The 22,682-nt window shown below is 63.3% G+C and carries 28 protein-coding genes and 2 tRNA genes; 10 read left to right on the top strand and 20 right to left on the bottom strand.

Going from position 1 to position 22,682, the window contains the following annotated elements:
- The first annotated feature begins 11 nt into the window (after positions 1-11).
- From D3D01_RS01575 to D3D01_RS01560, 4 genes are all read left to right on the top strand, one after another.
- Positions 12-239 carry a 30S ribosomal protein S28e gene (locus D3D01_RS01575; protein ID WP_004516764.1) on the top strand — a complete coding sequence of 76 codons (228 nt, stop codon included), beginning with the start codon at positions 12-14 and terminating at the stop codon, positions 237-239.
- Between the two features lie 2 nt (positions 240-241).
- Positions 242-586 (top strand): 50S ribosomal protein L24e, encoded by a 345-nt coding sequence (locus D3D01_RS01570; RefSeq protein WP_121511027.1) that lies wholly within the window; start codon positions 242-244, stop codon positions 584-586.
- The gene (ndk, locus tag D3D01_RS01565) at positions 586-1,050 is read left to right on the top strand and encodes a nucleoside-diphosphate kinase (RefSeq protein WP_121511026.1); all 465 of its coding nucleotides are present in this window, start codon (positions 586-588) and stop codon (positions 1,048-1,050) included. The genes D3D01_RS01570 and ndk overlap by 1 nt, the downstream gene beginning before the upstream one ends.
- Positions 1,051-1,115: 65 nt before the next feature.
- A complete protein-coding gene (locus tag D3D01_RS01560; RefSeq protein WP_121511025.1) occupies positions 1,116-1,373 on the top strand; it encodes a glutaredoxin family protein in 258 nt (85 codons plus the stop codon).
- Here D3D01_RS01560 and D3D01_RS01555 read toward each other — a convergent pair.
- From D3D01_RS01555 to D3D01_RS01505, 11 genes are all read right to left on the bottom strand, one after another.
- Positions 1,346-2,059 (bottom strand): hypothetical protein, encoded by a 714-nt coding sequence (locus tag D3D01_RS01555; RefSeq protein WP_121511024.1) that lies wholly within the window; start codon positions 2,057-2,059, stop codon positions 1,346-1,348. The genes D3D01_RS01560 and D3D01_RS01555 overlap by 28 nt on opposite strands.
- A gap of 47 nt (positions 2,060-2,106) precedes the next feature.
- On the bottom strand, positions 2,107-2,511 hold the full coding sequence (msrB, locus tag D3D01_RS01550) for a peptide-methionine (R)-S-oxide reductase MsrB (RefSeq protein ID WP_053966068.1): 405 nt from the start codon (positions 2,509-2,511) through the stop codon (positions 2,107-2,109).
- A gap of 179 nt (positions 2,512-2,690) precedes the next feature.
- Positions 2,691-2,764, bottom strand: a tRNA-Thr gene (locus D3D01_RS01545).
- A 32-nt stretch (positions 2,765-2,796) separates the two neighbouring features.
- Positions 2,797-3,264 (bottom strand): N-acetyltransferase, encoded by a 468-nt coding sequence (locus D3D01_RS01540; protein WP_198560222.1) that lies wholly within the window; start codon positions 3,262-3,264, stop codon positions 2,797-2,799.
- Positions 3,265-3,350: 86 nt separating this feature from the next.
- Positions 3,351-3,926: a CBS domain-containing protein gene (locus D3D01_RS01535; protein WP_101349534.1), complete on the bottom strand. Its 576-nt coding sequence runs from the start codon at positions 3,924-3,926 to the stop codon at positions 3,351-3,353.
- 67 nt (positions 3,927-3,993) lie between these two features.
- Positions 3,994-4,767 carry a GTP cyclohydrolase III gene (locus tag D3D01_RS01530; RefSeq protein ID WP_121511023.1) on the bottom strand — a complete coding sequence of 258 codons (774 nt, stop codon included), beginning with the start codon at positions 4,765-4,767 and terminating at the stop codon, positions 3,994-3,996.
- A gap of 109 nt (positions 4,768-4,876) precedes the next feature.
- Complete coding sequence (locus D3D01_RS01525; RefSeq protein ID WP_121511022.1) at positions 4,877-5,215, bottom strand: hypothetical protein; 339 nt, start codon at positions 5,213-5,215, stop codon at positions 4,877-4,879.
- A gap of 55 nt (positions 5,216-5,270) precedes the next feature.
- On the bottom strand, positions 5,271-5,570 hold the full coding sequence (locus D3D01_RS01520; protein ID WP_121511021.1) for a DUF5785 family protein: 300 nt from the start codon (positions 5,568-5,570) through the stop codon (positions 5,271-5,273).
- A gap of 45 nt (positions 5,571-5,615) precedes the next feature.
- Positions 5,616-6,878, bottom strand: coding sequence for a PGF-pre-PGF domain-containing protein (locus tag D3D01_RS01515; RefSeq protein ID WP_121511020.1), 1,263 nt, complete (start codon positions 6,876-6,878; stop codon positions 5,616-5,618).
- Between the two features lie 373 nt (positions 6,879-7,251).
- Positions 7,252-7,335, bottom strand: a tRNA-Ser gene (locus tag D3D01_RS01510).
- 26 nt (positions 7,336-7,361) lie between these two features.
- Positions 7,362-8,114, bottom strand: coding sequence for a hypothetical protein (locus tag D3D01_RS01505; RefSeq protein WP_121511019.1), 753 nt, complete (start codon positions 8,112-8,114; stop codon positions 7,362-7,364).
- A 100-nt stretch (positions 8,115-8,214) separates the two neighbouring features.
- On the opposite strand from D3D01_RS01505, the gene D3D01_RS01500 reads away from it, so the two are divergent.
- Complete coding sequence (locus tag D3D01_RS01500; RefSeq protein ID WP_121511018.1) at positions 8,215-8,757, top strand: hypothetical protein; 543 nt, start codon at positions 8,215-8,217, stop codon at positions 8,755-8,757.
- On the opposite strand, the gene D3D01_RS01495 is transcribed toward D3D01_RS01500, so the two are convergent.
- The 4 genes from D3D01_RS01495 to aroA form a co-directional block, all read right to left on the bottom strand.
- The gene (locus D3D01_RS01495; RefSeq protein WP_101349540.1) at positions 8,758-9,384 is read right to left on the bottom strand and encodes a uracil-DNA glycosylase family protein; all 627 of its coding nucleotides are present in this window, start codon (positions 9,382-9,384) and stop codon (positions 8,758-8,760) included.
- Position 9,385: 1 nt separating this feature from the next.
- Positions 9,386-10,585: a chorismate synthase gene (gene aroC, locus D3D01_RS01490; protein ID WP_101349541.1), complete on the bottom strand. Its 1,200-nt coding sequence runs from the start codon at positions 10,583-10,585 to the stop codon at positions 9,386-9,388.
- A 48-nt stretch (positions 10,586-10,633) separates the two neighbouring features.
- Positions 10,634-11,029 carry a hypothetical protein gene (locus tag D3D01_RS01485; protein WP_101349542.1) on the bottom strand — a complete coding sequence of 132 codons (396 nt, stop codon included), beginning with the start codon at positions 11,027-11,029 and terminating at the stop codon, positions 10,634-10,636.
- 102 nt (positions 11,030-11,131) lie between these two features.
- Positions 11,132-12,421, bottom strand: coding sequence for a 3-phosphoshikimate 1-carboxyvinyltransferase (gene aroA / locus D3D01_RS01480; protein ID WP_121511017.1), 1,290 nt, complete (start codon positions 12,419-12,421; stop codon positions 11,132-11,134).
- 95 nt (positions 12,422-12,516) lie between these two features.
- On the opposite strand from aroA, the gene D3D01_RS01475 reads away from it, so the two are divergent.
- Both D3D01_RS01475 and D3D01_RS01470 read left to right on the top strand, forming a co-directional pair.
- The gene (locus D3D01_RS01475) at positions 12,517-13,224 is read left to right on the top strand and encodes an SDR family NAD(P)-dependent oxidoreductase (RefSeq protein ID WP_199725359.1); all 708 of its coding nucleotides are present in this window, start codon (positions 12,517-12,519) and stop codon (positions 13,222-13,224) included.
- Between the two features lie 45 nt (positions 13,225-13,269).
- Entirely contained in the window at positions 13,270-14,136 is an 867-nt protein-coding gene (locus D3D01_RS01470; protein ID WP_121511015.1) for a ZIP family metal transporter, read from the top strand.
- 9 nt (positions 14,137-14,145) lie between these two features.
- On the opposite strand, the gene D3D01_RS01465 is transcribed toward D3D01_RS01470, so the two are convergent.
- The 4 genes from D3D01_RS01465 to D3D01_RS01450 all read right to left on the bottom strand — a co-directional run bounded on the left by D3D01_RS01465 (position 14,146) and on the right by D3D01_RS01450 (position 18,944).
- Complete coding sequence (locus tag D3D01_RS01465; protein ID WP_101349546.1) at positions 14,146-15,543, bottom strand: PAS domain S-box protein; 1,398 nt, start codon at positions 15,541-15,543, stop codon at positions 14,146-14,148.
- Between the two features lie 6 nt (positions 15,544-15,549).
- Positions 15,550-17,040 carry an ATPase domain-containing protein gene (locus tag D3D01_RS01460; RefSeq protein WP_121511014.1) on the bottom strand — a complete coding sequence of 497 codons (1,491 nt, stop codon included), beginning with the start codon at positions 17,038-17,040 and terminating at the stop codon, positions 15,550-15,552.
- Positions 17,041-17,265: 225 nt separating this feature from the next.
- A complete protein-coding gene (locus tag D3D01_RS01455; protein ID WP_101349548.1) occupies positions 17,266-18,495 on the bottom strand; it encodes a TIGR00300 family protein in 1,230 nt (409 codons plus the stop codon).
- Positions 18,496-18,557: 62 nt separating this feature from the next.
- Entirely contained in the window at positions 18,558-18,944 is a 387-nt protein-coding gene (locus D3D01_RS01450) for a hypothetical protein (protein WP_121511013.1), read from the bottom strand.
- A 159-nt stretch (positions 18,945-19,103) separates the two neighbouring features.
- Between D3D01_RS01450 and D3D01_RS01445 the strand changes: the two genes are divergently transcribed.
- The gene (locus D3D01_RS01445; protein ID WP_101349550.1) at positions 19,104-20,753 is read left to right on the top strand and encodes a thiamine pyrophosphate-binding protein; all 1,650 of its coding nucleotides are present in this window, start codon (positions 19,104-19,106) and stop codon (positions 20,751-20,753) included.
- 34 nt (positions 20,754-20,787) lie between these two features.
- Complete coding sequence (locus D3D01_RS01440) at positions 20,788-21,489, top strand: SOS response-associated peptidase (protein WP_121511012.1); 702 nt, start codon at positions 20,788-20,790, stop codon at positions 21,487-21,489.
- A gap of 8 nt (positions 21,490-21,497) precedes the next feature.
- Here the strand turns inward: D3D01_RS01440 and D3D01_RS24765 are convergent, their stop codons facing one another.
- Entirely contained in the window at positions 21,498-21,623 is a 126-nt protein-coding gene (locus D3D01_RS24765) for a hypothetical protein (protein ID WP_255410214.1), read from the bottom strand.
- Positions 21,624-21,742: 119 nt separating this feature from the next.
- Between D3D01_RS24765 and cysK the strand changes: the two genes are divergently transcribed.
- A complete protein-coding gene (gene cysK / locus D3D01_RS01435) occupies positions 21,743-22,678 on the top strand; it encodes a cysteine synthase A (RefSeq protein WP_121511011.1) in 936 nt (311 codons plus the stop codon).
- Positions 22,679-22,682: the final 4 nt, after the last annotated feature.

Here is a 22,682-nt window from a genome sequence, read left to right as displayed (position 1 = left end):
GGTGACCTCGGATGAGCGCTGAGGAATCCGAAAGCAGCGGTTCCACGCCCGCCGAGGTCATCGAAGTCGTGGGCCGGACGGGGATGCACGGCGAGGCCATGCAGGTCAAGTGCCGCATCCGCGAAGGCGAGAACCAGGGGCGCATCATCACGCGCAACGTTCTCGGCCCGGTCCGCGAAGGTGACGTGCTCCAGCTCCGCGAGACGGCCCGCGAGGCCGACACCATCGGAGGGCAGTAACCATGCCCCGGACACGCGAATGTGACTACTGCGGCGCGGACATCGAGCCCGGCACGGGCACGATGTTCGTCCACAAGGACGGCGCGACGACGCACTTCTGCTCCTCGAAGTGTGAGAACAACGCCGACCTGGGCCGCGAGGCCCGCAACCTCGAATGGACCGACACCGCCCGCGGCGAGGCCGGTGAGGACGAAGCCGAAGCCGAAGAAGTCGAAGCTGACGCCGACGAGGTAGAAGCTGAGGCCGAGGCGGCTGCGGACGAGGCTGACGAAGACGCCGCTGCCGACGAGGCCGACGCGGAGGCTGAGGACGAGGCTGACGAAGAAGCTGAGGAGGCTGAGGCCTGATGTCCGAGCACGAACGCACCTTCGTGATGGTCAAGCCTGACGGCGTCCAGCGTGGTCTCATCGGGGACATCGTCTCCCGCTTCGAGGACCGCGGCCTGAAGATGGTCGGCGGCAAGTTCATGCAGATAGACCAGGACCTCGCCGAGGAACACTACGGCGAGCACGAGGACAAGCCGTTCTTCGACGGTCTCGTGGACTTCATCACGTCCGGCCCCGTGTTCGCGATGGTCTGGGAAGGCCAGGACGCGACCCGGCAGGTCCGAAACATGATGGGCGAGACTGACCCAGCCGAGTCCGCGCCCGGCACCATCCGCGGCGACTACGGGCTCGACCTCGGTCGGAACGTCATCCACGGCTCCGACCACGAGGACGAGGGCGCAAACGAGCGAGAAATCGAGCTGTTCTTCGACGAGGACGAACTCGTCGGCTGGGACCAGATCGACGCGTCCTGGCTGTACGAGTAACCCAAGGTCGACTGCCGCGTTTTTTCGAGCACAACCACCTTGAGGACAGCGTCCGTAACGCCGGTATGAGGCTGACGCTCTACCAGCTCGATGGCTGTCCGTACTGTGAGACGGTCGCGGACCGACTGGACGAACTCGGTATCGATTACGACAGTGTCTGGGTCGAGGCGCTGCACTCGAAGCGCGACGAGGTAAAACGGGTCTCCGGCCAGCGCGGCGTCCCGGTGCTGGTCGACGACGACCGTGGTGTCACAATGGCCGAATCCGGGCGCATCCTCGAATTTATCGACACGACCTACGCGCCAGAGGTCCAGTCGGCGTAGAGATACCGAGCGGCCGCGCCGAGACTCGCAAATACGAGCGGGAAGAAAAACAGCAGGATGAGGAGCCACAGCACTGCCGGTGCGGCCTGTCCCTCGGCCCCGCTGTCGAACATGAGCGTCCAGACGAACACGAAGCTCCCCGCGAACCCCGTTGCGACATAACCGAAGCCGATGCTGGTACCGACGAGCGCCGCCTCTTCGAGCATGCTGTCCGACCGGGTATCGCCGCGATAGCGTTCGAACAGCGCGCCGACGACGAGCAAGGCGACAATCGGAATCAAGGAATAGACGAGCGGCGGGACGCTCGCACCCTGTGCGCCGTACAAGACGTTCCGGGCGGCCGAGCCGTACACCTCTGCGTCCGACGCCGTCACCAGCGTCGGCACGTGGTGGGCGTTGTACAGCACGAACCCGTACTGGATTAGCCGGTCCGACAGCTCCGGGAAGTCGACCGACGACGGACCGACGAGAAAGAGCAGTGCGACGAGCAAATACTCGACAGCGAGCGTCCCGATTGCGACACCGGCCGCGCGGAGCCACGGAAACGTCCGGAGGCTCTCAGCTAGCAAGTGGCTCTCCGGCTGTGGCTGTTCGGCGGTGGCAGTCGGCGGCTCGTCGACCAGCGACTCGTCGACCGGTGGTCCGGCCCCCTCGTCGCCGGCCTCGTCGGTCCCGTGTTCAGTCACGTCTAGCCGTATCAACTTCAATGACGGAAAAAAGGTTCCGGTGGTCGCTACTCCGACTCGAAGTCAAGCGCCGCACCGTTGATGCAGTACCGCTTCCCGGTCGGCTCCGGTCCGTCATCAAACACGTGACCCAGATGACCGCCACACTCGGCACAAACGACTTCTGTTCGCTGCATCCCGTGGCTGTTGTCCGCCCGTGTCTCGACGTTGCCTTCCTGATACACGTCCCAGAAGCTCGGCCAGCCGGTCTCTGATTCGAATTTTCGGTCGCTATCGAACAGTTCCGTCCCACAGCCGGCACAGGTGAACACACCCTCGCCTTCTACGTCGATGAGGTCGCTGCTAAACCGCGGCTCCGTTCCGGACTCGCGGAGGATTCGGTACTCCTCGTCAGAGAGTATCTCGCGCCACTCCTCGTCGGTGCCCGGCAGTTCTTCTTCGGATTCACTCATACCCTACCGTACGCCCTCCAGCGGTAAAAACGTAGACCCATCTGGCAGTCTCACCCACGCTGGGGGTCCAGCGATGCGACATATCTGGGCCGTCAGTGAAGGCGCACAGTGGTTGCCAGTGTGGCAGTCACAACTTCTCGTCGCGGGGTCCCGTGTCCGGTTCCGAACCGAACTGGCGAAGCCAGGGGTGGGATTTGAACCCACGAACTCTCGATTACAAGTCGAGTGCTTGGACCACCCAAGCTCCCCTGGCGCGGTTGCATACCAGCGTTGTGTGGGGACCATTTAGAGAGTATCGTTTTCGGTCGGCTTTTCGAGCTCGATTCGATGTGGTGTGTAGCCGTGTGCGCGATATAACTGTCGGGCGGACTCGTTGTCCGCCATTGCTTCCAGCGCGAGGATGTCCGCACCAGCCTGGCGGAGTAGTTCTTCCGCCGTATCGAGCAGTTCGCTGCCGATCCCCCGGTTTCTGTGGACCGGTTCGACGAAGATGTTCTCGATGATGCCCCGTGTCTTATCTTGTTCGTACCGGCCGCTGTCGATAGTCACCATGACGAACCCGACGACGTGTCGGTCTATACGGGCGATACAGACGTTTTCGGCGACGATTCGCTGTACGACAGTCTCCCGGACCGCGGTCCGGTTCCGGTCCCCGAACAGATGTGACCCGTGTGCACGCTGGCTCTCCGCCAGTCGGACCCACAGGTCGACGATGGTGTCCACGTCATCCATCGAGGCGGTGGCAATCTCCACGGTAGTACTCCGTGGCGTACGGTCAAAACAGTTCGGCCACGCCGCCGTCTCTGTCTGCTGTGAGCGCAGAGGCCCGCTAGCGCGGCTCAGACATCACGACAGTCCGAACAGAGGAGTTGCCCGTTGAACGACGCTAGATCCCGTGTAAACGTGCTGCAGGCAGAACAGATACCCTGATTATCGAACGAATCCTCGGCGGCGGACTGCATCCCATCGGTGGTGGCTTCTTGACCGGTCGTTGCAACCGGCGAGGGCTGCTCGACAACGCTCGTCGACTCGCTCTCTAGTCTCGCGGTCGAGAGGATGTCATGCTCAGTCAGCGTTCCGAGCGGTTCACTGTCCGCTGTGACCAAGAGGAACTCGGCGGACCGCGTCGCCATTCGGTCGCGGGCCTCCGGAAGCCCGGCGTCAGGGTCAATCGTTGGAATGGACTCGCGCATCACGTCGCCGACTGTGGCGGTGTCCGGGTCGCCCCCATCGACGATGTATGCCAGCACGTCCCTGTCCGTCGCGACGCCGACCGGTTCGTTCCCCCGCAATACGAGAATCGGGTGCTGGTCCTCACGGATCAGCAACTCCGTCGTTTCGAGGAGGTCGTCGGACTCGCTCGCACCGACGTACTCTCGGTTCATAACCTCCCGCACAGTGACCTCACCGTTCATGTGTGTGGTTACCACACGACCGGTCTAAAAGATACCTCCACTACGTTTATATCGTGTGACTCACAAATTATTCGGTTGTTTCGGTTTCGATGGTGACGGCCTCGCCGGTCGCTCGACAGGTCTCTAACGCGTGCTTGGCGTCCATCCCGGCCGTAGCTGCCGTCCGTCCGCGTCCGACGCCGACTTTCAGCTCCACATCGACGGCGTCGCGGACGTGGTTGATTGCATCGTGGTAGTCCGCCTCGTCCAAGTCCGGGCAGACTGCGATGACGTTATCACCGCCGACGAAAAACGATAGCGAGTCGTGGGCCTCACGCATATACTTCATGAGTGCCGCGTACCCCTGCTCTATCTGGATGAAGGTGTCGAACTCATTGAGCTGGTCTGTGTACTTCTCGGTGGCGTCGTCGACATCGAAATGCGCGAGTTGTACGTCTGTGGGCTTCCGGAACTCATCGTCGATCGTCTGGCCGCGTAGCACTTCTCGCCGCCCCTTGTCCTGCGCACTCCCGGCCTCCTGAAGTTGTTCCGTTGCCGTCCCCAGCGCCGAGACGGGTGTCGTTCCCGTCGCGACAGAGAGACTCATCGTCACCGGGTAGCGGTTACCGACAGACTCCTGAATGAGTGCGTGTGCCGCCTCGTCCAGTCCGTTCGTCACGGCAATCATGTTGTCGAACCGCGAGAAGAAGATGTAGCCGTCGCGGTTCCCGAACAGTTGTGCGAGGTCAGCGTACAGCCGAGATTGGAGTGTTTGAAGATCGACTTCACGGCGGGGTTCCGGCGTCACGGTCCACGGGCCGTAATTGTCTATCTGTATATGGGTTATCTGGGTGTTAGTCACTGTCCATCGACAGTTTGGAAGCAACGGGTATTGCTCTATCGAAATGCACTGGCAGCGGGGACTGTGACCCGGTCCGATCGGTGTCGGAGTCCGGACGCGCGACCCAGTATCAACAGTGGTCAGTCGGTACTACGTCGCGTTGCTGTATCTCGACAGTCCCGACCATTGAGTTGTACGCAACGATGTCTGTCGCCGTCAGCTTTGGAAGGTGTTCGGTGAACAGTTCCTCGGTGAGTTCGGCTTTTGCAGTGTCCGGGACTGCTGCCGGCTCGATGTCACGCTCGGCCGCCAGAACCGCCGCGGCGAGGTCCGACACGACGACCGGCTCATCGCGGTCAGCCAGTATCGACAGCGCGCGACGGCGAGTGTCGTTCGACAACAGGTCAGCAATAACGTCTTCGGGAAGCCCCTGTCCGGTGCGGCCACCGTTTGAAGATGTCGTCGCCATACGCGATGCTACACCGGCCACCCACAAGTATGTGTCGTGCCCACACACTACACAGTCAGGCCTGTTCGAGTCTGTACGGCCACCAGTCCGCCCCGCGCAGCGCGCGCCCGAGCGATTTATGAAAGTCCGGGAAGTCCTCGAACTCCTCTTGGTCGACATATTCGAAGATGTCCGCCACGCTAACGACTGTCTCGTAGTCGATCCGAACCGGGTGGTCGCCGTACTGTTCGACGTATTCCTCGGCGGTCAGTGGGAAGTCCTCGTCCTCATCGACTTTCTTCGCCAGCACAGCGTGACCGTACTTGCGCCGGCCCTCGCTTCCTTCCTCACCGTCCGGATCGTGTGGCCAATCCATACGCGGTTCTCTGGACACTGGCATAAAAAGGGTTTCTCTCCCCGTCTACAGTTCGAAGCCGCTGTCGTTCCGGCTGCCGCCCCGTCGGAGAATCGCGATGACGACGCCGAACAGGAGTAACGCACCGAGCAGCCCGCCGATGATCAGCATCGTACTGATACCCATGACTGTCGCCGGGAGCGGGCCGAGTCCGCCGCCACTACCGACTGCGGGTTCAGTCTGGACTGCTGGCTCCGTGCCTGTCGGTTCCGCCTCTGGCTCGGCACCGCCGTTTCCGTCGGTCTGGACCTCACTCTCAGTCACCCGAATGTCGCCGGCGTTGACGTCGTTGAACTTGATCTGGAACTGTCCCGGTGTCGTCACGACCGTCGACAGCGTGACTGTCCGCTCGCCGTCTGCTGGCACAGTTACCGATGTCCGATTGACGACGTCACCGTCCACCTGCATCCGTGCGTCGTAGGTTCCTTCGATACCGCCGCTGTTGGAGACCGTTGCTTCAACGACGACCTGCTGCCTCTCAGAAACTTGCTCGCTGACAACCGCGGTTCGCGTGATACTGAATGCAGGCTCGATCTTCCCAATCGCGTAGGCCGATGCCCCCGCCGTGTCCGCCTCGTAGACGACTTGCTCGGTTCGCTCCTCGACAACGCTCGTTTCGGCGGCTCGCCATGACCCGTTCACACGGTGATACACGCGGACCGCCGAAGCGTCGATGCCAGCCGACTGGAGATTCGAGCGGTTCAACACGAACTGCATTGACGACGGCTGGACCCCCGCCGACGATCCGACGGTAACCACGCCGAACACTGATGCGTCGTCACCGGATGGCACTGGGATGTTTGCCGAGCTGGGATCGGTGTACTCCGTCACGTCCTGCGTGAAAGCCTCTTGTGACGCGTTGACCGTCCAAGACTGAAGCGTGAATGAGCGATTCGCTGGCCCCGAGACGTTCATCACGTATGGTTCGTTCGTCGGGACCATCCCACCGCGTATTTTGAGTTGCCGTGTAGCCGGGTCCATCCGAGTTGGCTCCACAATTGCGGGCTTGACTTTGACTCGTCCGGCGGACTTCCCCGGGCTCTGGACCTTAATCCTGTACGTTCCAGGACTATCCAACTTCAATGCCTGTGTTCGCTCAACTGAAGAACCGGCGTCGACGACGACTCGCTCAGTCACTCTAGTTGTACCGTTTACTACATACTCAATGTTCATTGCACCGCCCGAGCTGCCGGTGTTTTGGACTGTCGCGGTGACGTTCACCGAGTCACCGGCAAGTATCGTATTTGTACCTTTTGACGCCCCGGACACAAATAGACTCGGTTCAGCAACAGCGGGCCCTGCCGCCGACACTGCGAGAAGGAGAGCGATGATACACACCGTCAAGAGGCCCGAAAAGTGCCGTCTTGTGGACCTATCCTCACGTACCATTATACGGATATAATCCGGACCATCGACATAAAACCGCCCGATTGCCTCGGTTCAGTAAACTGTCCTTACGACTCAGAAAGATGCGAATTCTGTGGTTCCCCGTTGCGGTGTTGTTGCTCGCGCCGTCTGTCGATTCAGGCCCGACGCACTCCAGAGCAAAGCGATCACACTCACTGCGTTCGGGCGACGGGACTTGCAGGGTTCAAATCACAGCTGGCGTACTTGCCACTCACGGTTTGTTCGTGGCAAAATACGGTGGGACTGGGATTTGAACCCAGGAATCCGTGAGGATACCTGCTTTCAAGGCAGGCGCAATAGGCCGCTCTGCCATCCCACCGCAGTCAAGCATATTCGGTGGGCCTTCTAAGGCCTGTCGGTCTCTCGGACCACACTCGGCTCGTCATCGTCGTCGATAACGCGTATTCCGAGGTCGTCGAGAAATGCCATCGTCCGTTGCGGTACGACCCGACCAGCCCGGTTTCGGGCGCGTAGCAGCGGCACGATGGTCTTGAGATCGGCTCGTGTTTCGAGAGTGGGTGCCGATGGGAGAAAGTCTACATCGAGACCGGCGTCGGCAGCACGCTCACCGATAGTTTCGATTGCCGGGGTAGCGTAACTGTCCTCGAAATCTATCGGTTCGCCGAAGCCGGCGTAGTAAACGCGGCCGCTCGAAGCAGGGCCGAGAACCACGCCGCTGGACCGAAGTTTCATCGCCGCACTGTCGATAAGTTGGCGTGTCAACAGCGCCGCTGTCGGTTCGACGGCGGCGACAGTTGCGACGTCTTCCCGGTCAAGGAGGTGCGTCACTGTGTTGCCGACCCGACCCGCGAACGTCGAACCGACCTGTACCTCGAACCGAGCGTTGCCCGGTGATTCGAGCGCCTCCGTCACCGGCTCTCGCACCGCGGCCTCGGGGTCGACGCCGTCCGGGACCTGTTCCGAGGGTCGGTAGTTCACCAACAACTCGGCACCGCTGATCTCCACTGCACGACAGACGTCGAGCAACATGGCCTCGTATAGCTCAGCAGCCTCGGCGTCGTCTACAATGCCGCCAGCCAACTCCTGTAACACGAACCCTTCAACTGGCGGGTCAGCCAGCACAGTTACCGTAGTCATACTGTCTTCTCGGCCCGACTGTGATTAGTCCCTTGTGTTCCCGTGCAGCGACAGAACAATTATAACATGTGAGCAGTATTTGATAACTAAGAGAAACTATATGGAGCAATCCCAGACCTACAAATGTGATGGATGTGGGTCGGAGTACCGTGTTCTTGGGGAGTCGCAACCGAAGATTGTGTGCCGCGACTGCGAACGCGAAGCCACGCTGTCCGGGACCGCAGCGGCACAGCGGGCGTACCATGTCGGCTACATCCGGTATCGTGAGGCGCGCCGCCAGCTATCCGACGCACTGGAGACCGTCGAAAACGGAGAGATGGCGCTCGCTCGGGGCGGGTTCGACAGTGCCGCAGCGGACTTCGAGGAAAGCGTCGAGGAGTTCACAACGGCTGTCCGTGAAGCAGACGATAACGGGCTGGCCGAGTTGTCGGAACGCGCGCGTAAGAAGGCGACCTGTCTCTGGCAGGCCGCCGAGTGGCTCAGCGGGATGACCTACGCCAGCGAACAGGGTGAGTCGACACAGGCGAGCCAGTACCGCCACGACGCCGAAAACCGGCTACAGGCAGCAACAGAGTACGGGACAGTGTCGAGCCCGGACGAGTTGCTTCAAGACGTTGACACCGAAGTCCGGTCTGACACCTGACTACCGCCCGCGTCGGCCTTTCGTCTGCCGGTAGTCCTGTCCGAGCGTCTCGCTGAAGTGGTCCAGAAATGCCGTCCGTTCCGCGTCGGTCTGTTCGGCGGGCGGGAGCATCGGCAGGATTTCGAACCCGCGACCGCGGATCGTCGTCGCATGCCGGTCTTCAATGTCGAGTTCGTCTTCACTCATCGTCGTGTACTCGAAGGCTAGCTCTTCGAGGGGTCGCTGCCCAACTGGCAGCAGAATCTCGGGGTTTATCATCCGTATCTCGCTGTTGAGATAGGGTTCGCAGTTGACGACCTCCTCGTCGGTTGCCGCTCTGTCTGGATGGCGACAGCGGGTCACGTACGTCAGGAACGTGTTCTCCAGTTGCGGCCTGTCGGCGTCCGGGTCCGAGCACATGTCGACCGCCGCGAGAATGTCGAGCAGTTCGCGCTCGCGCTCGTCGGTGAAGGGGATGCCAGACTCGTCCGTGCCGACCGAGGGCGAGTCACCGAGGACGATGAACTCGGCACCCACGTCGCCGTAGCCGTGGACGACGTTCTCGCGCGTCTCACAGAGTGCGGGGCAGTTCTGGCACTCCTCGTCCATCCCGAACGGGTTCGACTTGGACTCCTGATGTGCGTCCATGTTAGTCGTCGTCGATGGTTTTCGCGTGGGTGTCCGCGTCCTCGGGGTCGTTCTGCGGGCTGGACGGATGGTAGTCGGTGTCGTACTCGCCCGGCCGGTCGTCGAGTCGGTCGGGGTTGATGCGCCCGCCGAGCAGCATGAAGTCCAGTATCGTACAGGCGAGCATGGCCTCCACGACCGGGACCGCCCGCGGCGGCAGAACTGGGTCGTGGCGGCCCGTGACCGTTATCTCCTTTTCCTCGCCGGTCTCCCAGTCGACGGTCTTCTGGGTCTTCGGGAAGGAGACGGGCGCGTGCCAGGTGACCTCGCCGTAGATGGGGTCGCCCGTCGTGATACCGCCCTGGAGCCCGCCGTGGTCGTTGCCCACGGGGACCGGGTCGCCGTCGGCCGAGAACTCCCAGTCCTCGGTGTACTCCGACCCGGTGGCGGTGCGGGCCTCGCGGCCGATGCCGAGTTCGAAGTCGGTGACCGCCGGGATGGAGTACATCGCCTGGCCGAGCCGCGAGGGAATCGAGTCGAAGCGGGGCGCGCCAAGCCCTCGGGGGACGCCGCGACACTCGAAGTAGATGGCCCCGCCGATGGAGTCGCCCTCCTTCTGGTACTTGTCGGCCAGTTCCCGCATCTCCTCGGCGGCCTCGGGGTCGCCACAGCGGACCTCGTTTTCCTCGCTGTGTTCGAGCATCTCCTCGAAGGTCACGTCGTCGGCCTCTACGTCGCCGATCTGGCAGACGTGGGCCTTGATCGTCACGTCGTAGTCGGACTGTTCGAGCACCTGCTTTGCGACGCCACCGGCGGCGACCCAGTTGACCGTCTCGCGGGCCGAGGAGCGGCCGCCCCCGCCCCAGTTCCGAGTCCCGAACTTCGCGGAGTAGGTGTAGTCGCCATGCGAGGGTCGCGGAGCCGTGATGAACGGCTCGTACTTGCCCGAGCGGGCGTCCTTGTTCTGGATGACCATCCCGATTGGCGTGCCCGTGGTGTAGCCGTCCTGAATCCCGGACTGGATGCTCACCTTGTCGGGCTCTCCCCGCGAGGTGGTAATCATCGACTGGCCGGGCTTGCGCCGGTCGAGGTCCTTCTGTATCTCCTCCTCGGAGAGTTCGACGCCCGCCGGGATGCCGGAGACGGTACAGCCCATCGCATCCCCGTGAGACTCGCCGTAGGTCGTCATGCGGAACAGACGACCGAACTCGTTGCCGTTCATTACAGTGGTGTCGGGGTTCAGGGCATTTGAACCTTGTAGATGCGCCCCTCAGTCGTCGAGCCACCTGACGCGGTCGAGTAGCTGTATCGTCCCTGTCGGCTCGACCTGCTTTTCGAGGACCGAATCGAACACCTCGCCCGCGCCGTCTTCTCCGGTCTCCCAGGCGTACCGTACCAGCGACGTGTCGGGATATGTCGCCTGAACCTCGCGGGCGAATCCGTGCGCTGACGTGATGGTGCGCTTGCCACCGACGACGACGTACTCGAACTCGCTGTCGTCCAGCAGCGCCTTCGCCCGGTCGGTATCCGGCGTCGTCGCTAGTTCGATTCCCTCGCGTTCGGCGGCGATGTCGGCCTGCAGGTCGAGCAGCAACTGGTCGTCGTCGAGGTAGAGAACTCTCGTGGTGTCCGTGGGGGAGTGCGCACCGTCGTCTAATTCGTTCACAACGTTCGTTGTAAATATTCTTCGCGGGTGATAAGGGCACTTATCTGTTAGCTACCTACCAATTTTTCATGGCAAAACTCTGTGCGTCCTCAGCCCTGTGATTTACCGCCCGACGGCCGCGCCCAGCGATTCGAGCACGTCGAAGAAGTCCGGGAAGGACACGTCGACGTGTTCCGCGCCGGTCACCGTCGTCTCGCCGTCGGCGACGAGGCCGGCGACGGCGAGTGACATGATGATGCGGTGGTCCGCCCGGCCCTCGACGGTCGTGCCGACGAGGTCGCTGTCCCCGCCGTAGACGAACAGTTCGTCCTGTTTCTCTTCGACCTCGGCACCCATCTTCGTCAGTTCCTCGGCCATCGCGCTCACGCGGTCGGTCTCCTTGTACCGGACGTGCTCGGCGTCGGTAATCCGGGTGACGCCGTCGGCGGCGGCCCCCAGCGTCGCGATGGTCGGCAGGAGGTCCGGCGTGTCCTCGACGCCGACCTCGATGCCGGTCAGTTCGGATTCCGAGGCGGTGATTTCGCCGCGTTCCTTGTCCCAGTCGAGGTCGGCTCCCATCCGGTCGAGGATGTCGACGATGGCGGCGTCCCCCTGGGCGCTGGGGAACGCCGACGTGACGCGCAGGCCGTCCTCGGCGGCGAGCGCGCCGGCCGCGAGCAGGTAGCTCATCGACGAGAAGTCGCCGGGGACGCTGTACTCGCCGCCGGTCGGCGCGTAGGACTGGCCGCCTTCGACGGTGAACCCGGCGTCGGTCTTCGCGGCGTCGACGCCGAAGTCGGCGAGCACCTCAAGCGTGATATCGACGTACGGCGACGACTTCAGCTCGGTCGTCAGGTCCACGTCGATGCCCTCCGGCGAAACGGCCCCGGCCATCAGCAGGGCCGTGATGTACTGGGAGGAGACGTCGCCAGGGATTTCGACCGCGCCGCCGTCGACGCCGCCCCCGACCACCAGCGGGGCCTGCCCGTTCCGGCGGGTCGACTCGGCGTCGCCGCCCAGCTGTTCGATGGCGTCGAGCAGCGGCCCCTGCGGGCGCGACCGGAGGGACTCGTCGCCGGTCAGCACCGCGAGCTTGTCCTGTAGCGCGGCTGTTGCGGTGATCAGTCGCATCGTCGTCCCGCTGTTGGCACAGTCGATGACGTCGGCCGGCGTCTCCGGCCGGCCGTCGAAGCCCGTCACCTCGACCGTCGACCCGTCCTCGGAGAGCGAGACGCTGCCGCCGTAGGCCTCGACGGCCCGCATCGTCGCCCGCGTGTCCGCGCTCACGAGCGGGTCGCGGACGACCGCGCCGTCGGCGTAGCCCGCGGCCAGTACCGCCCGGTGCGTGTAGCTCTTCGACGGCGGCGCTTGCGCCGTCCCCTCGACCGTCGACTCGGCAATGGTGATGTCCATGCCCGGTCGGTAGCGGGCGTTCGACAAGAGACTACCGCTCCCACCCAACCGAGGGTGAGAGCAACGACCTTGTGGCTGGCGGCGGTACCCCCGCTATGGTCCCAGCGATGGACAGCGCAACCGCTGTCGTCACGGGTGCGAGTAGAGGCATCGGCGAGCAGATAGCCCACGCGGTAGCGGATGCGGGCGCACAGACGGTCATCTGCGCTCGTGACGCCGAGGCGCTCGACGCGGTCGCAACCGACATCCGGGACGCTGGCGGCTCCGTGACTGCGATTCGGACAGACGTGCGCGATGAGTACGACGTGGAACGGCTGGTCGAAACTGCCACACGCGCTGGCAACAGTGCAATACAGTATGTCGTCGCCAACGCCGGCGTCTACCACGGCACCGCCGGCGAGACACCGCTTACCGAGGAGTCCTACGCCGCCTTCGACGACCACCTCCGGACGAACGCCCGCGGCGTGTTCTCGACGATTCGCGAAGCCGTTCCGCACCTCGGTCCCGACGCCCGCATTGTCGTCCCCACGGGCGTCGTCGCCCGCGAGGGGATGCCCGGGTACGGCTCCTACGCCGTTTCGAAGGCTGCTGCGGAGGCTGTCGCCCGCGGGTTCGCGGCTGACCTCGATACGCCGGTCGGTGCAGTCGACCCCGGACAGGTCGCGACGGACCTCTCCGGTGACGGCGGTCGTGACCCGGAATCAGTCGCCGAAATGGTTCTCTGGGCACTCCGCGAAGCGGACCCGACCGCGCTGGACTCCAGTGTCCTTGACTGGGGCGACTATCGGTCAGCGACCCGATAACCGCCATCGATGGGTTTATTAGCAATAGGCCGGTGATTGTAGATAATGTCTATTAACTCAAACTCGATTTTTAATAACACTGGAGCTGTGTCCGCGACTGGGCTCGCGAGCGTCGTCGGCCTGCTGATCCTGTCGGCTGTCGCAGTCACTGGCGGAGCGAGCAAAGTACTCGTTATCTCCTGGGTTGCGTTCGTTGCAATGGCATTGGGCGCGTGGCTCGGTGCGCGGGCCGACGAAACGAATCCCTACCGACTGGTCTGGGGCTACGGGCTCGCGAGCGGGGCAATGGTCACGTCGGCAGCCATGTTCCTGGTCCCGCAGGCGATGGGGCTTGGCGGGCAAGCCGGTGCTGCGCGAATCGGCGGCGTCGGTATCGCCGCCGGACTGGTCGTCGGCTACGGCACCCACACCATCGGTCACCGGCTCACCCACGTCGAAACGTCCTTCGACATGACGACACTGGCTATCGCGGCCCACGCGCTTTCGGCCGGGCTGGTCATCGGGCTGGTCTACGCCTCAATGCCGGAGCTGGGTATCCTGCTCGGGCTTGCTATCGTCTCGCACAAAGGGCCGGCCGGCTACGCCGCCGCCCGGCGACTCGGACGTAGCGACAAGTCCGCCACGGCACTGTTGCTTCCCGCGGCCGGCGTCGGTCTGACGGCGATCCCGTCCGCGCTGCTTCCGGTTCCGGAGTCTGCGCTCCTCAACGCAGTCATCTTCGGGTTCGCCGCCGGCATCTTCCTCCACGTCGCGATGGATTTCCTTCCGAACTGCGAAGCCGGCAGCGAAATTGACGAAGTCTGTGAACTCCACGACCACTCCCACGACCTCCTCGACGAACTCCGGACGCACGCTGTCGGCTCAACGGCGGTCGGGGCTGCTATCATTGTGCTGGCATGGGTCGCTATCTGACGCCCGCGGTCACCGAACGGGGATAGTCACGGCGATTCTGGTCCCGTCACCATCGGTCTGGATGTCGATATCGCCACCGACGTAGCTGATAAGCCAGTACGCGAACCACAGTCCGAGCCCGGACCCGTGTTCGAGCGGCTTTTCGTCTGCGGCTTCGATGACCCGCCGCTCTTGATCTGGGATCCCCGGTCCGTTGTCCGCAATTGTCACCGTTGCTGTCGAGCCGTTGCGCTCCGTCCGGACGTCGACCCGCGGTGCCGAGGCGTCCGAGTGCTTGATACCGTTCTCGATGAGTTCCTGCAACGCCGGGACGACCTTTGCGTCTATCGTCGGCGGCTCGGAGCCGCTTTCGACGACGAACTCGGCGTCGGGGTACGCTGCGGCCAGCCCGTCCGTGATGTCACTGAGCACGTCTTCGAGTTCCCGTTCGACATCGTTGGTCAGCGAGTCCGCGAGCAGTTCCTGGACATGGTGGGCTTTCTCGCTGATATCGAGCAGGGACTGTACGTTCGCTTTGATCGTCTCAAGATGGCCAAGAGCGTCGTCGTCCTCGACTAACTCTGACAGGATATCTGCGCGCCCGCTGATCGTCGTGCCGTTGTTCCGGAGATTGTGCCTGAGAATCCGATGAAAGACGGTGAGTTGTTGCTCGCGCAGCCGACGACCAGTGATTTCGTCCTGCATCCCGACAAATCCCTGAATCGTTCCATCCGCATCCTGAATCGGGGCGATGGTCTGGTTGATGATGAACCGCTCACCGGACTTTCGCTCGTTTACGATCTCGCTCGTCCAGACCTCGCCGCGACAGATCGTGTCCCAGAGCCGTTCGTAGAACTGTTCGCCCTGTTCGCCGGATTTGAGTATCCGCGGCGTTCGGCCGATTGCCTCGTCCGCGCTAAACCCGGTGAGTTCTTCGAACGCGGGATTAACGTACTCGATAATACCGTTCGTGTTCGTTATCAGAATCGCGTGGCCCGCGTGTTCGACGGCGTTTCTGAACCGCCGGAGTTCGTTGTTCTGCTCTCTGAGGTCCTCGACGAGGTCCTCAGTGCGACGCCGGCGCGCGAGGAGGTTCACGATGGTTCGAAAGAGCGCCTGCGTGTCAATCGGTGCTGTCACGATGTCGTTCACGACGAGTGGCTGCTCGGCAGCGTCGATGTCTGGGAGGTCAACCCTTGCTCGGGACCTCTCGCGGCGGACCAGAATCACGGGACAGAACACCGGATCTGCCCGGTGTTTGTACGCCTCTATCGCCGCTCTGTACTTTGGAAACGATGACTCGTCGACAATGTGGAGGTCGGCCTCCTGGAATTCGTCGTCCGTGAGCGGCGTGTGGTGTTCGGCGACGACGGAGGCGAGTGCCTCCCGATTGCCGTCGCCAGCTAGTAGTAACTGGATGTCAGCCATCAGTAGTTAGCGAGTGGGCGAGCGTCCGTCGCTGTCTCCGTGCTGTTCAGGAACGCCCTCGAACACGCCGTGCATCCCTGAGACGGGGTCACCGACCTGCAGGCCGTCGGCAGTTATCTCGAAGCGGCGCGGGACCGCCTCGAACCCGCCGACGCGCTTTTTCAGCGCGCCGACGACGCGCTGGAGTTCGCCCTCGACCTCGATGTAGTTCTCAAAGAGGATGTTGTCAGCGAGGTAGCTGACGTTCTCGCTCGTCGGTTCGCGCAGGCCCGTCACATCCCTGCGCTGGTCGATCAGAATTACTGCGGTGTTCCTGCGCGTGAGATGCTGTGTCAGGGCGTGGAGCCGCCGGCGCAGTTCCACGTCGTCATGTCCGTGCTTTATCGCGTTCTTGTAGCCCGCGATGCCGTCGATTACGACGAGTTCGGCTCCACGCTCCTCGGCCTGGGTCTTGACGCGGTTGGCGAACTCCTCGGGTGACAGCGCCAGCGACTCGACCTCCTCGACGAGCAGTGTTCCCTCCTCACGCAATCGCGAGAGCGGCATCCCGAACGTCTCACAGCGGTGCGTGAACGTGTCGATTGATTCGTCGAACAGGTAAGCGAGCGCCGGGGACCCGTCCGCCGCTGCGGAGGCGAGGAACTCCGTCGCCGTCGTCGACTTGCCGACGCCGGAGGGGCCGCTGAGAATCGTCACCGTCCCGCGTTCGAGTCCGCCGTCGAGCAGCGAGTCCAGTTCCGGTATCCCGGCGGAAAACTGCGTTGGGTCGAACGACCGCGTCCGCTGTTCCGGTTCGAGCGCCGGGTAGACCTCGACGCCGGACTCGCGGATTTCCATCCCGTGTGAGCCGTCCTGCTGGCCGATACCGCGATGTTTTCGCAGTCGAATCCGCCGCCCTGCCTTCTCGTCGCCGTAGCTGAGCGAAATGATGCCGTCGCTGAGTGACCTGAGCTGGCTGTCCATCTGATTGCTTGGCGTCTTGGTCGCCAGCACGGTCGTCTCCCTGTCCTGCAGAAAGCGTGCGAAGGAGATGACGCGCTTGCGGAACTGGTACTCGGTCGGTTCGAGGTACTGGAAGTGCGTTATCGGGTCGATGAGAACGCGGTCCGGGTCGACCGTCTCGATGGCCTCGCGGATGTCGGAAATCAGGTGGCCGTCTTCGACATCCCGCGGCTTGACCACGTCGTACGACTCGGCCTCCTCGAAGAACTCCGAGTCGGGGCCGACGTCGAGAAACGTCGCCTCGCTGATGTCGATGCCGAGTTCGGCGGTGTTGGCAAGCAGGTCCGTGGCCGACTCCTCGGCGTGGATGAACAGCACGTCGTCGCCGGCCTCAAGCCCTGCTTCGAGAAACTGCGTGCCCAGCAGTGTTTTACCGGTTCCGGGCGGCCCGATAACGAGATAGAGTCGCCCTTCGACCAGTCCACCCCTGAGAAGCGAATCAAGGCCAGAGATACCGCTAGAAAGCTGCGTGAACTGCCGCTCGGAAGAGGACATAGAAGGAGTATCGGACGGGGAGTAATAAGCATCTCGCGAGAAACCGACGCGTGATAACGGCGGACGCCGCGGCTACGTTAGTCCTCGCCGAGCAACTGCTCGGCCAGAATCGGGACGAACGTCCGCAATCTACCTTTTTCGGCGTCGGGTCGCGCCCGCCGGCCGCGACCGCTCCTTGAAAAACGTGGGCGAAAAAGTCGACCACTCGCTCTGCTCGTGGTCGCGCTACTCCTCGTCGAGCAACTGCTCGGCCAGAATCGGGACGAACGTACCGATGTCCGTCACCATCCCGACGGCCTGCGCGGACCCGCGGTCGAGCAGTTGCGTGACCGTCGCGGGGTTGATGTCGACGCAGACGACCCGCGTCGTCGACGGGAGGCAGTTCCCGACGGCGACGGAGTGCAACAGCGTCGAGAGCATCAGCACCATGTCGGCCTCGTGGGCCTGCTCGCGGATGGCGTTCTGGGCCTCGACGGCGTCGGTGATGGTGTCTGGCAGCGGGCCGTCGTCGCGGATGGACCCGGCCAGCACGAACGGGCGGTCGTTGTCGACGCACTCGTACATGACGCCGGACTCGATGGTCCCCGACTCGACGGCCGCCTCGATGCCGCCCTCGCGGATGACCTCGCTGATGGTGTAGATGTGGTGCTTGTGGCCGTGGCGGGGGTGGTCCAAGCTCTCGGTGTCCATCCCGAGCGACGTGCCGTAGATGTCTCGTTCGATGTCGTGGACGGCGAAGCCGTTGCCGGCAGACAGCATGTCGACGTAGCCCTCGCGGACGAGCCGCGCGAGGTCCTCTCGCGCGCCGGAGTGGATGAGCGCCGGGCCACAGACGGCAAGCACTTTGCCGCCCTCCTTTTTCGTCTCGCGGATGGCGTTGGCTATCTTTCGGATCGTCGACTCCGAGGGCCGCTCCGAGGAGACGCCGCCCTGCATGAAGCCGAACGCGCCACCGGCGTCACGGGGCCGCTCCGGCGGCTGGACCTTGATGCCGGTTTCGTCGGTGACGACCAGATCGCCCTCTTCGATAGCGTTGAGGACCTTGGTGTAGGCCCGAGTGGAGTCGCCGTCCTCGACAACGACGGCGCAGTCCATCTCCATGTCCTCGACTTCGACCCACTCGCCGTCGTGACGGATGTATGTGGGGTGGTTCGTCGTCGAGTAGAAGCCATGCGGGACGACCTGGTCGTCGGGCGCGGGGACGAGCGTGGCGTCTTTCGGGTCCGAGGGGTTGACGCCGTGCTGGTGGAGTTCGTGGACAATCGACTGGAGCTGGTCTTCGTCGTCGGCCTCGACGAGCATCCGGGCGTATGACTCCTCGTCTTTGTGACGGCCGATATCGAACTCCTGAACGGAGAAAGAGCCGCCCAGGTCCATGATGATGCCGAAACAGGACTGCATCATCCCGGAGTCGATGATGTGGCCCTCTAGCTCGACTTCGCGAGAGACGGTCATGGCGAACACATGGAGGCAGGTGTGTAAGACGGTTTTGGGTCTGCACTCTCTCGGCCGTCCGGCTACTGCCCGTCGACGTGTCGCTGCACCGTCCACGACCCCTCTGTGCAGGTTTCACACAGGCGCTCGAAGAAGCGCTGTAGCCCGGCAGACTCCGTGGTGGGCAGGACGTGCAGTCGCACCGTCCCGTCTCGGACTGCGACGCGGAACACATCGGTCGTCTCCTCGTCGCGGACCAGCCACAGCGGCATCGGCAGGTCGTGGAAATCACCGAAGCGGTAGGGCCCAGCCTCAAGCATATTGGCGACCGTCTCGGCGAGGGCTGGCGTTGCCCGCTCCTGTTCCGGGATAAGTCGGAACTCCGTCCCGCCCTCGTATTCGACCCCGTTCCCGTGTGGAAAGCGCCGCTGTGGGTGTGCGGGGATGCTGAACGAGGGGCCCGTGGTCATCTGTCACGTAATTGGGCGCTGTCGGATTTAAATTCGCGGGCCGTGCAGCCCTCGGTTGTCTCTGCCCGCCTCGTGGCTGTGGTACCCCCACGCGGTCTAGCATGGCCGGCGGCGAACTAAAGTCATGAGCGTGACTTGAGGTACGCGTGAGGAATCAGTATGCGCGTTAGTCTGGCGGTGGTAGACCGTCTCGTCGCGAACGGTATCGATACCGTCTTTGGAATCCCCGGAAAGCAGTCCCTCCCGCTGAACGAAGCCATCGGCAAGCGAGACGATATCCGCTTTGTCGTGGCACGACACGAAACTGCGGTCTCACACCAGGCCTGGGGCTATGCAGAGACGAGCGGAGAGATAGCGAGTACTGTCGTCGTCCCCGGCCCCGGCGATATGAACGCGATGAACGGCCTGAAAAACGCGCTGAACGACTGCACGCCACTGGTGCATTTCGCTATCGAAACGGAGCCGACGCTCCGGGGCGGTGATGCGATTCACGAAACCCCACCGGACACCTACGACAACGTCGTTAAAGAGAACATACTGCTGAAAAACCCCGAAACGACAGCGGCGACGATTGACCGGGCGGTGCAGGTCGCTCAAACACCCCCAAAGGGGCCAGTCAGGGTCGGAATCCCCAAGAATTATCTGCAGATGGACGTGCCGCTCGCTGGTGCAGGCACACCTTCGGCTCCGTCCGCAAGCACCGTTCCGGAACAGGAAGTTTCGACAGCCGCCGAGCACCTGCTCGCGGCCGAGCGGCCGCTTATTCTGGCCGGCGGCGGTGTGCGAGTGGCGGACGGCTCGTCGGCGCTCCGAAGCCTCGCCGAGCGGCTTGCTGCACCCGTCGTGACGACGTACAAGGGTAAAGGCGTGCTCCCCGAGGACCACGCCCTCAGCGCCGGCGTGTTGGCCGGAAGCGCGAGCCCAGAGCTACTGGACTGCCTCGCCGACGCCGATGCCGTGCTCGCCGTCGGGTCCGACCTTGACGCACACGGGACACGCGGGTGGTCCGTCGAACTGCCTGAGACGCTCGTTCACGTCACCATGGACGCTGACGACCTCGGAACGGGCTATAATCCGACCGTCGGTATCCTCGCGGATGCCGCAGAGACGATGGCGGCGATTGAGGACAAAATTGCGGCGGCTGACACCGCTCCCGCCTCGAAGGCGGACGGCACTGAACGCGCACAGGCTGTCCGTGCTGCCACTGCACGTCGAATCGACCCACTCGTGGATTCGGAACCGCCGTTGACCTCCGTCCACGTGTTGCAAATCCTTCGAGACGCACTTCCTTCTGATGCTATCACGGCCGTCGATGCCGGGGGGTTCCGCGTCTGGGCGCTGAATACGTTTGAGGCGCACGGGCCACGCAGCTACGTCAACCCCGGGTCGTGGGCGACGATGGGGACGGGACTGCCGTCGGCGATTGGAGCACAGCTAGCGAACCCGGACACGCCCGTCGTTGCGCTGACTGGTGATGGCGGTCTCATGATGTGCGTACACGAACTCCATACTGCGGTCGCAGAGGACCTCCCGATCACCGTCGTCGTCCTCAACAACGACGACTACGCGATTATCAGCGAGGAGGCCGGGCGCAGCTACGACCTCGACCAGCAGGCATACGGATGGGACACGACGCCGATTGACTTCGGAACTGTCGCTGCCGGAATGGGGATGGAAGCCATGCAGGCCGACACGCCGTCCGAAATCCACACGGCGGTTCGCGAAGCGGTGCAGACGGACGCGCCGACGCTCGTCGAGGTCAGGACCGACCCGACGGAGCCACAGGCGAGCGAGTGGATGAGCGAGTAGTGGATTTATCCAGTGGGAACGCCAAAAGCAGGTCATGTGTGGCCGCTACAGTTTGTTCTCTCCCCGCGAGGAAATTGAGACGCGGTTCGACGCCGAGTTTTCCTTCGACTACGAGCCGCGATACAACGCCGCTCCGAGTCAGGACCTGCCAGTCATCACCGGCGAGTCGCCCAGCACCATCCAGCGGCTAGAGTGGGGACTGATTCCGAACTGGGCAGACAGCCGAACGGACCACGGGCACATCAACGCCCGCGCCGAGACCCTGTCGAAAAAACGCTCGTTCGCTGAGGCCTACGAGTCCCGGCGCTGTCTGGTTCCCGCTGATGGGTTCTACGAGTGGGTCGAGACGAGCGACGGCAAGCAACCGTATCGCGTGGCGCTGCCGGACGACGACCTGTTCGCGATGGCGGGGCTGTACGAGCGGTGGGAGCCGCCACAGCGCCAGGCCGGACTATGTGAGTTTGGTGCAAGCGGCGACGATTCGGGCGGCGAAGACGATATCGTCGAGTCGTTTACCATCGTGACGACCGAACCGAATGAAACAGTCGCTGACCTCCATCACCGGATGGCCGTCATCCTCGACCCCGATGAGGAGTCGACGTGGCTCCGGGGTAGCGCCGGTGACGTATCGGCACTGCTTGACCCGTACGACGCCCCCATGCAGACCTATCCGGTTTCGTCAGCGGTCAACAGTCCGGCCAACGACTCGCCGGAACTCATCGAACCGGCCGGGTGATGACGGCGTTACTCGCTCGGCGTGTTCTGGCGCTTGAACTGGTGCAGCATTTTCCAGAGCGTCTCTTCGTCGACCTGATTTTCCGCGGCGGATAGCTGTCGGTACAGGCCTTCTGAGACGGTAATCTCGGGCATTACTGGACACATCGGACGGGGCCGACATAAGCTTCTGGAGACTCGGAATCGAGTGAATGTCTTCAACCCACAGTATTCTGGGTACTCCGTTACGGGGGCCACTGGCCTTCTCCCGATGTATGCAGTCGTACGCCCAGCGAGATGACGACGGCACTGTCGCGGCCAGCGTGACCGACCTTATCGGCGATACGCCGCTGGTCTGTCTCGACGGCTTCGCAGACAACCTACTCGGGAAGGTCGAAGCGGCAAACCCCTACTCGGTGAAGGACCGCATCGCGCTGTACATGGTCGAGGCGGCCGCGGAGTCCGGGGCTCTCGCCGACGACGGGACGGTCGTCGAGGCGACCAGCGGTAACACCGGTATCGGACTGGCCGCTGTCTGCGCTGCACGGGGGTACGACTGCGTGCTGACGATGCCAGAGTCGATGAGCGAGGAGCGCCGGCAGTTGCTGTCGGGGCTGGGCGCAGACCTCGAACTCACGCCGGCCGACGACGGAATGAGCGGCGCTATCGAGCGGGCGAACGAACTCGCAGACGCCCCTGGCACCGTCCGCGCCCGGCAGTTTGAGAACGAGGCGAACCCGCGCGCCCACCGCGAGACGACGGGGCCGGAGATCTGGTCGGATACGGGCGGTGACGTGGACGCCGTCGTCGCCGGTGTCGGGACCGGCGGGACGATCACCGGCATCTCGGAGTACATCGAGGAGGAGGTCGGTACGGACCTCACCTCGGTCGCCGTCGAGCCGGAACAGTCGCAACTGCTCTCGGCAGATGACCCGGACAGCCACGACATCCAGGGCATCGGGCCCGGGTTTGTTCCGGACGTTCTCCGGCGTGACCTCATCGACGAGGTGCGGACCGCGAGCAAGGTGGAATCCGTCGAGGCGACCCACCGACTCGCCAGCGAGGAGGGACTCATGGTCGGCATCTCCTCGGGCGCGGCGCTACACGCGGCCGCGGAGTACGCCACCGAGAATCCCGACGAGACGGTGGTCGTCGTTCTGCCGGACACCGGCGAACGCTACCTCTCGACGGATCTCTGGAACGGCGACTGAGTGG

Source organism: Haloarcula sp. Atlit-7R (assembly GCF_003666065.1).
GTDB lineage: Archaea > Halobacteriota > Halobacteria > Halobacteriales > Haloarculaceae > Haloarcula > Haloarcula taiwanensis.
Note: the sequence above shows the minus strand (reverse complement) of the source record. Positions and strands in the feature narration are given on the sequence as shown.

Coding starts and splice junctions, on each gene's coding strand:
- D3D01_RS01560 (WP_121511025.1), top strand. CDS start 1,116: ATGAGGCTGACGCTCTACCAGCTCGATGGCTGTCCGTACTGTGAGACG.
- D3D01_RS01440 (WP_121511012.1), top strand. CDS start 20,788: ATGTGTGGCCGCTACAGTTTGTTCTCTCCCCGCGAGGAAATTGAGACG.
- D3D01_RS01500 (WP_121511018.1), top strand. CDS start 8,215: ATGGAGCAATCCCAGACCTACAAATGTGATGGATGTGGGTCGGAGTAC.
- D3D01_RS01495 (WP_101349540.1), bottom strand. CDS start 9,384: ATGGACGCACATCAGGAGTCCAAGTCGAACCCGTTCGGGATGGACGAG.
- D3D01_RS01520 (WP_121511021.1), bottom strand. CDS start 5,570: ATGGATTGGCCACACGATCCGGACGGTGAGGAAGGAAGCGAGGGCCGG.
- D3D01_RS01455 (WP_101349548.1), bottom strand. CDS start 18,495: ATGACCGTCTCTCGCGAAGTCGAGCTAGAGGGCCACATCATCGACTCC.
- D3D01_RS01445 (WP_101349550.1), top strand. CDS start 19,104: ATGCGCGTTAGTCTGGCGGTGGTAGACCGTCTCGTCGCGAACGGTATC.
- ndk (WP_121511026.1), top strand. CDS start 586: ATGTCCGAGCACGAACGCACCTTCGTGATGGTCAAGCCTGACGGCGTC.
- cysK (WP_121511011.1), top strand. CDS start 21,743: ATGCAGTCGTACGCCCAGCGAGATGACGACGGCACTGTCGCGGCCAGC.
- D3D01_RS01525 (WP_121511022.1), bottom strand. CDS start 5,215: ATGGCGACGACATCTTCAAACGGTGGCCGCACCGGACAGGGGCTTCCC.
- msrB (WP_053966068.1), bottom strand. CDS start 2,511: ATGAGTGAATCCGAAGAAGAACTGCCGGGCACCGACGAGGAGTGGCGC.
- D3D01_RS01465 (WP_101349546.1), bottom strand. CDS start 15,543: ATGGCTGACATCCAGTTACTACTAGCTGGCGACGGCAATCGGGAGGCA.
- D3D01_RS01575 (WP_004516764.1), top strand. CDS start 12: ATGAGCGCTGAGGAATCCGAAAGCAGCGGTTCCACGCCCGCCGAGGTC.
- D3D01_RS01460 (WP_121511014.1), bottom strand. CDS start 17,040: ATGTCCTCTTCCGAGCGGCAGTTCACGCAGCTTTCTAGCGGTATCTCT.
- D3D01_RS01570 (WP_121511027.1), top strand. CDS start 242: ATGCCCCGGACACGCGAATGTGACTACTGCGGCGCGGACATCGAGCCC.
- D3D01_RS01450 (WP_121511013.1), bottom strand. CDS start 18,944: ATGACCACGGGCCCCTCGTTCAGCATCCCCGCACACCCACAGCGGCGC.
- D3D01_RS24765 (WP_255410214.1), bottom strand. CDS start 21,623: ATGCCCGAGATTACCGTCTCAGAAGGCCTGTACCGACAGCTATCCGCC.
- D3D01_RS01470 (WP_121511015.1), top strand. CDS start 13,270: ATGTCTATTAACTCAAACTCGATTTTTAATAACACTGGAGCTGTGTCC.
- aroC (WP_101349541.1), bottom strand. CDS start 10,585: ATGAACGGCAACGAGTTCGGTCGTCTGTTCCGCATGACGACCTACGGC.
- D3D01_RS01475 (WP_199725359.1), top strand. CDS start 12,517: ATGGTCCCAGCGATGGACAGCGCAACCGCTGTCGTCACGGGTGCGAGT.
- D3D01_RS01505 (WP_121511019.1), bottom strand. CDS start 8,114: ATGACTACGGTAACTGTGCTGGCTGACCCGCCAGTTGAAGGGTTCGTG.
- D3D01_RS01535 (WP_101349534.1), bottom strand. CDS start 3,926: ATGAACGGTGAGGTCACTGTGCGGGAGGTTATGAACCGAGAGTACGTC.
- aroA (WP_121511017.1), bottom strand. CDS start 12,421: ATGGACATCACCATTGCCGAGTCGACGGTCGAGGGGACGGCGCAAGCG.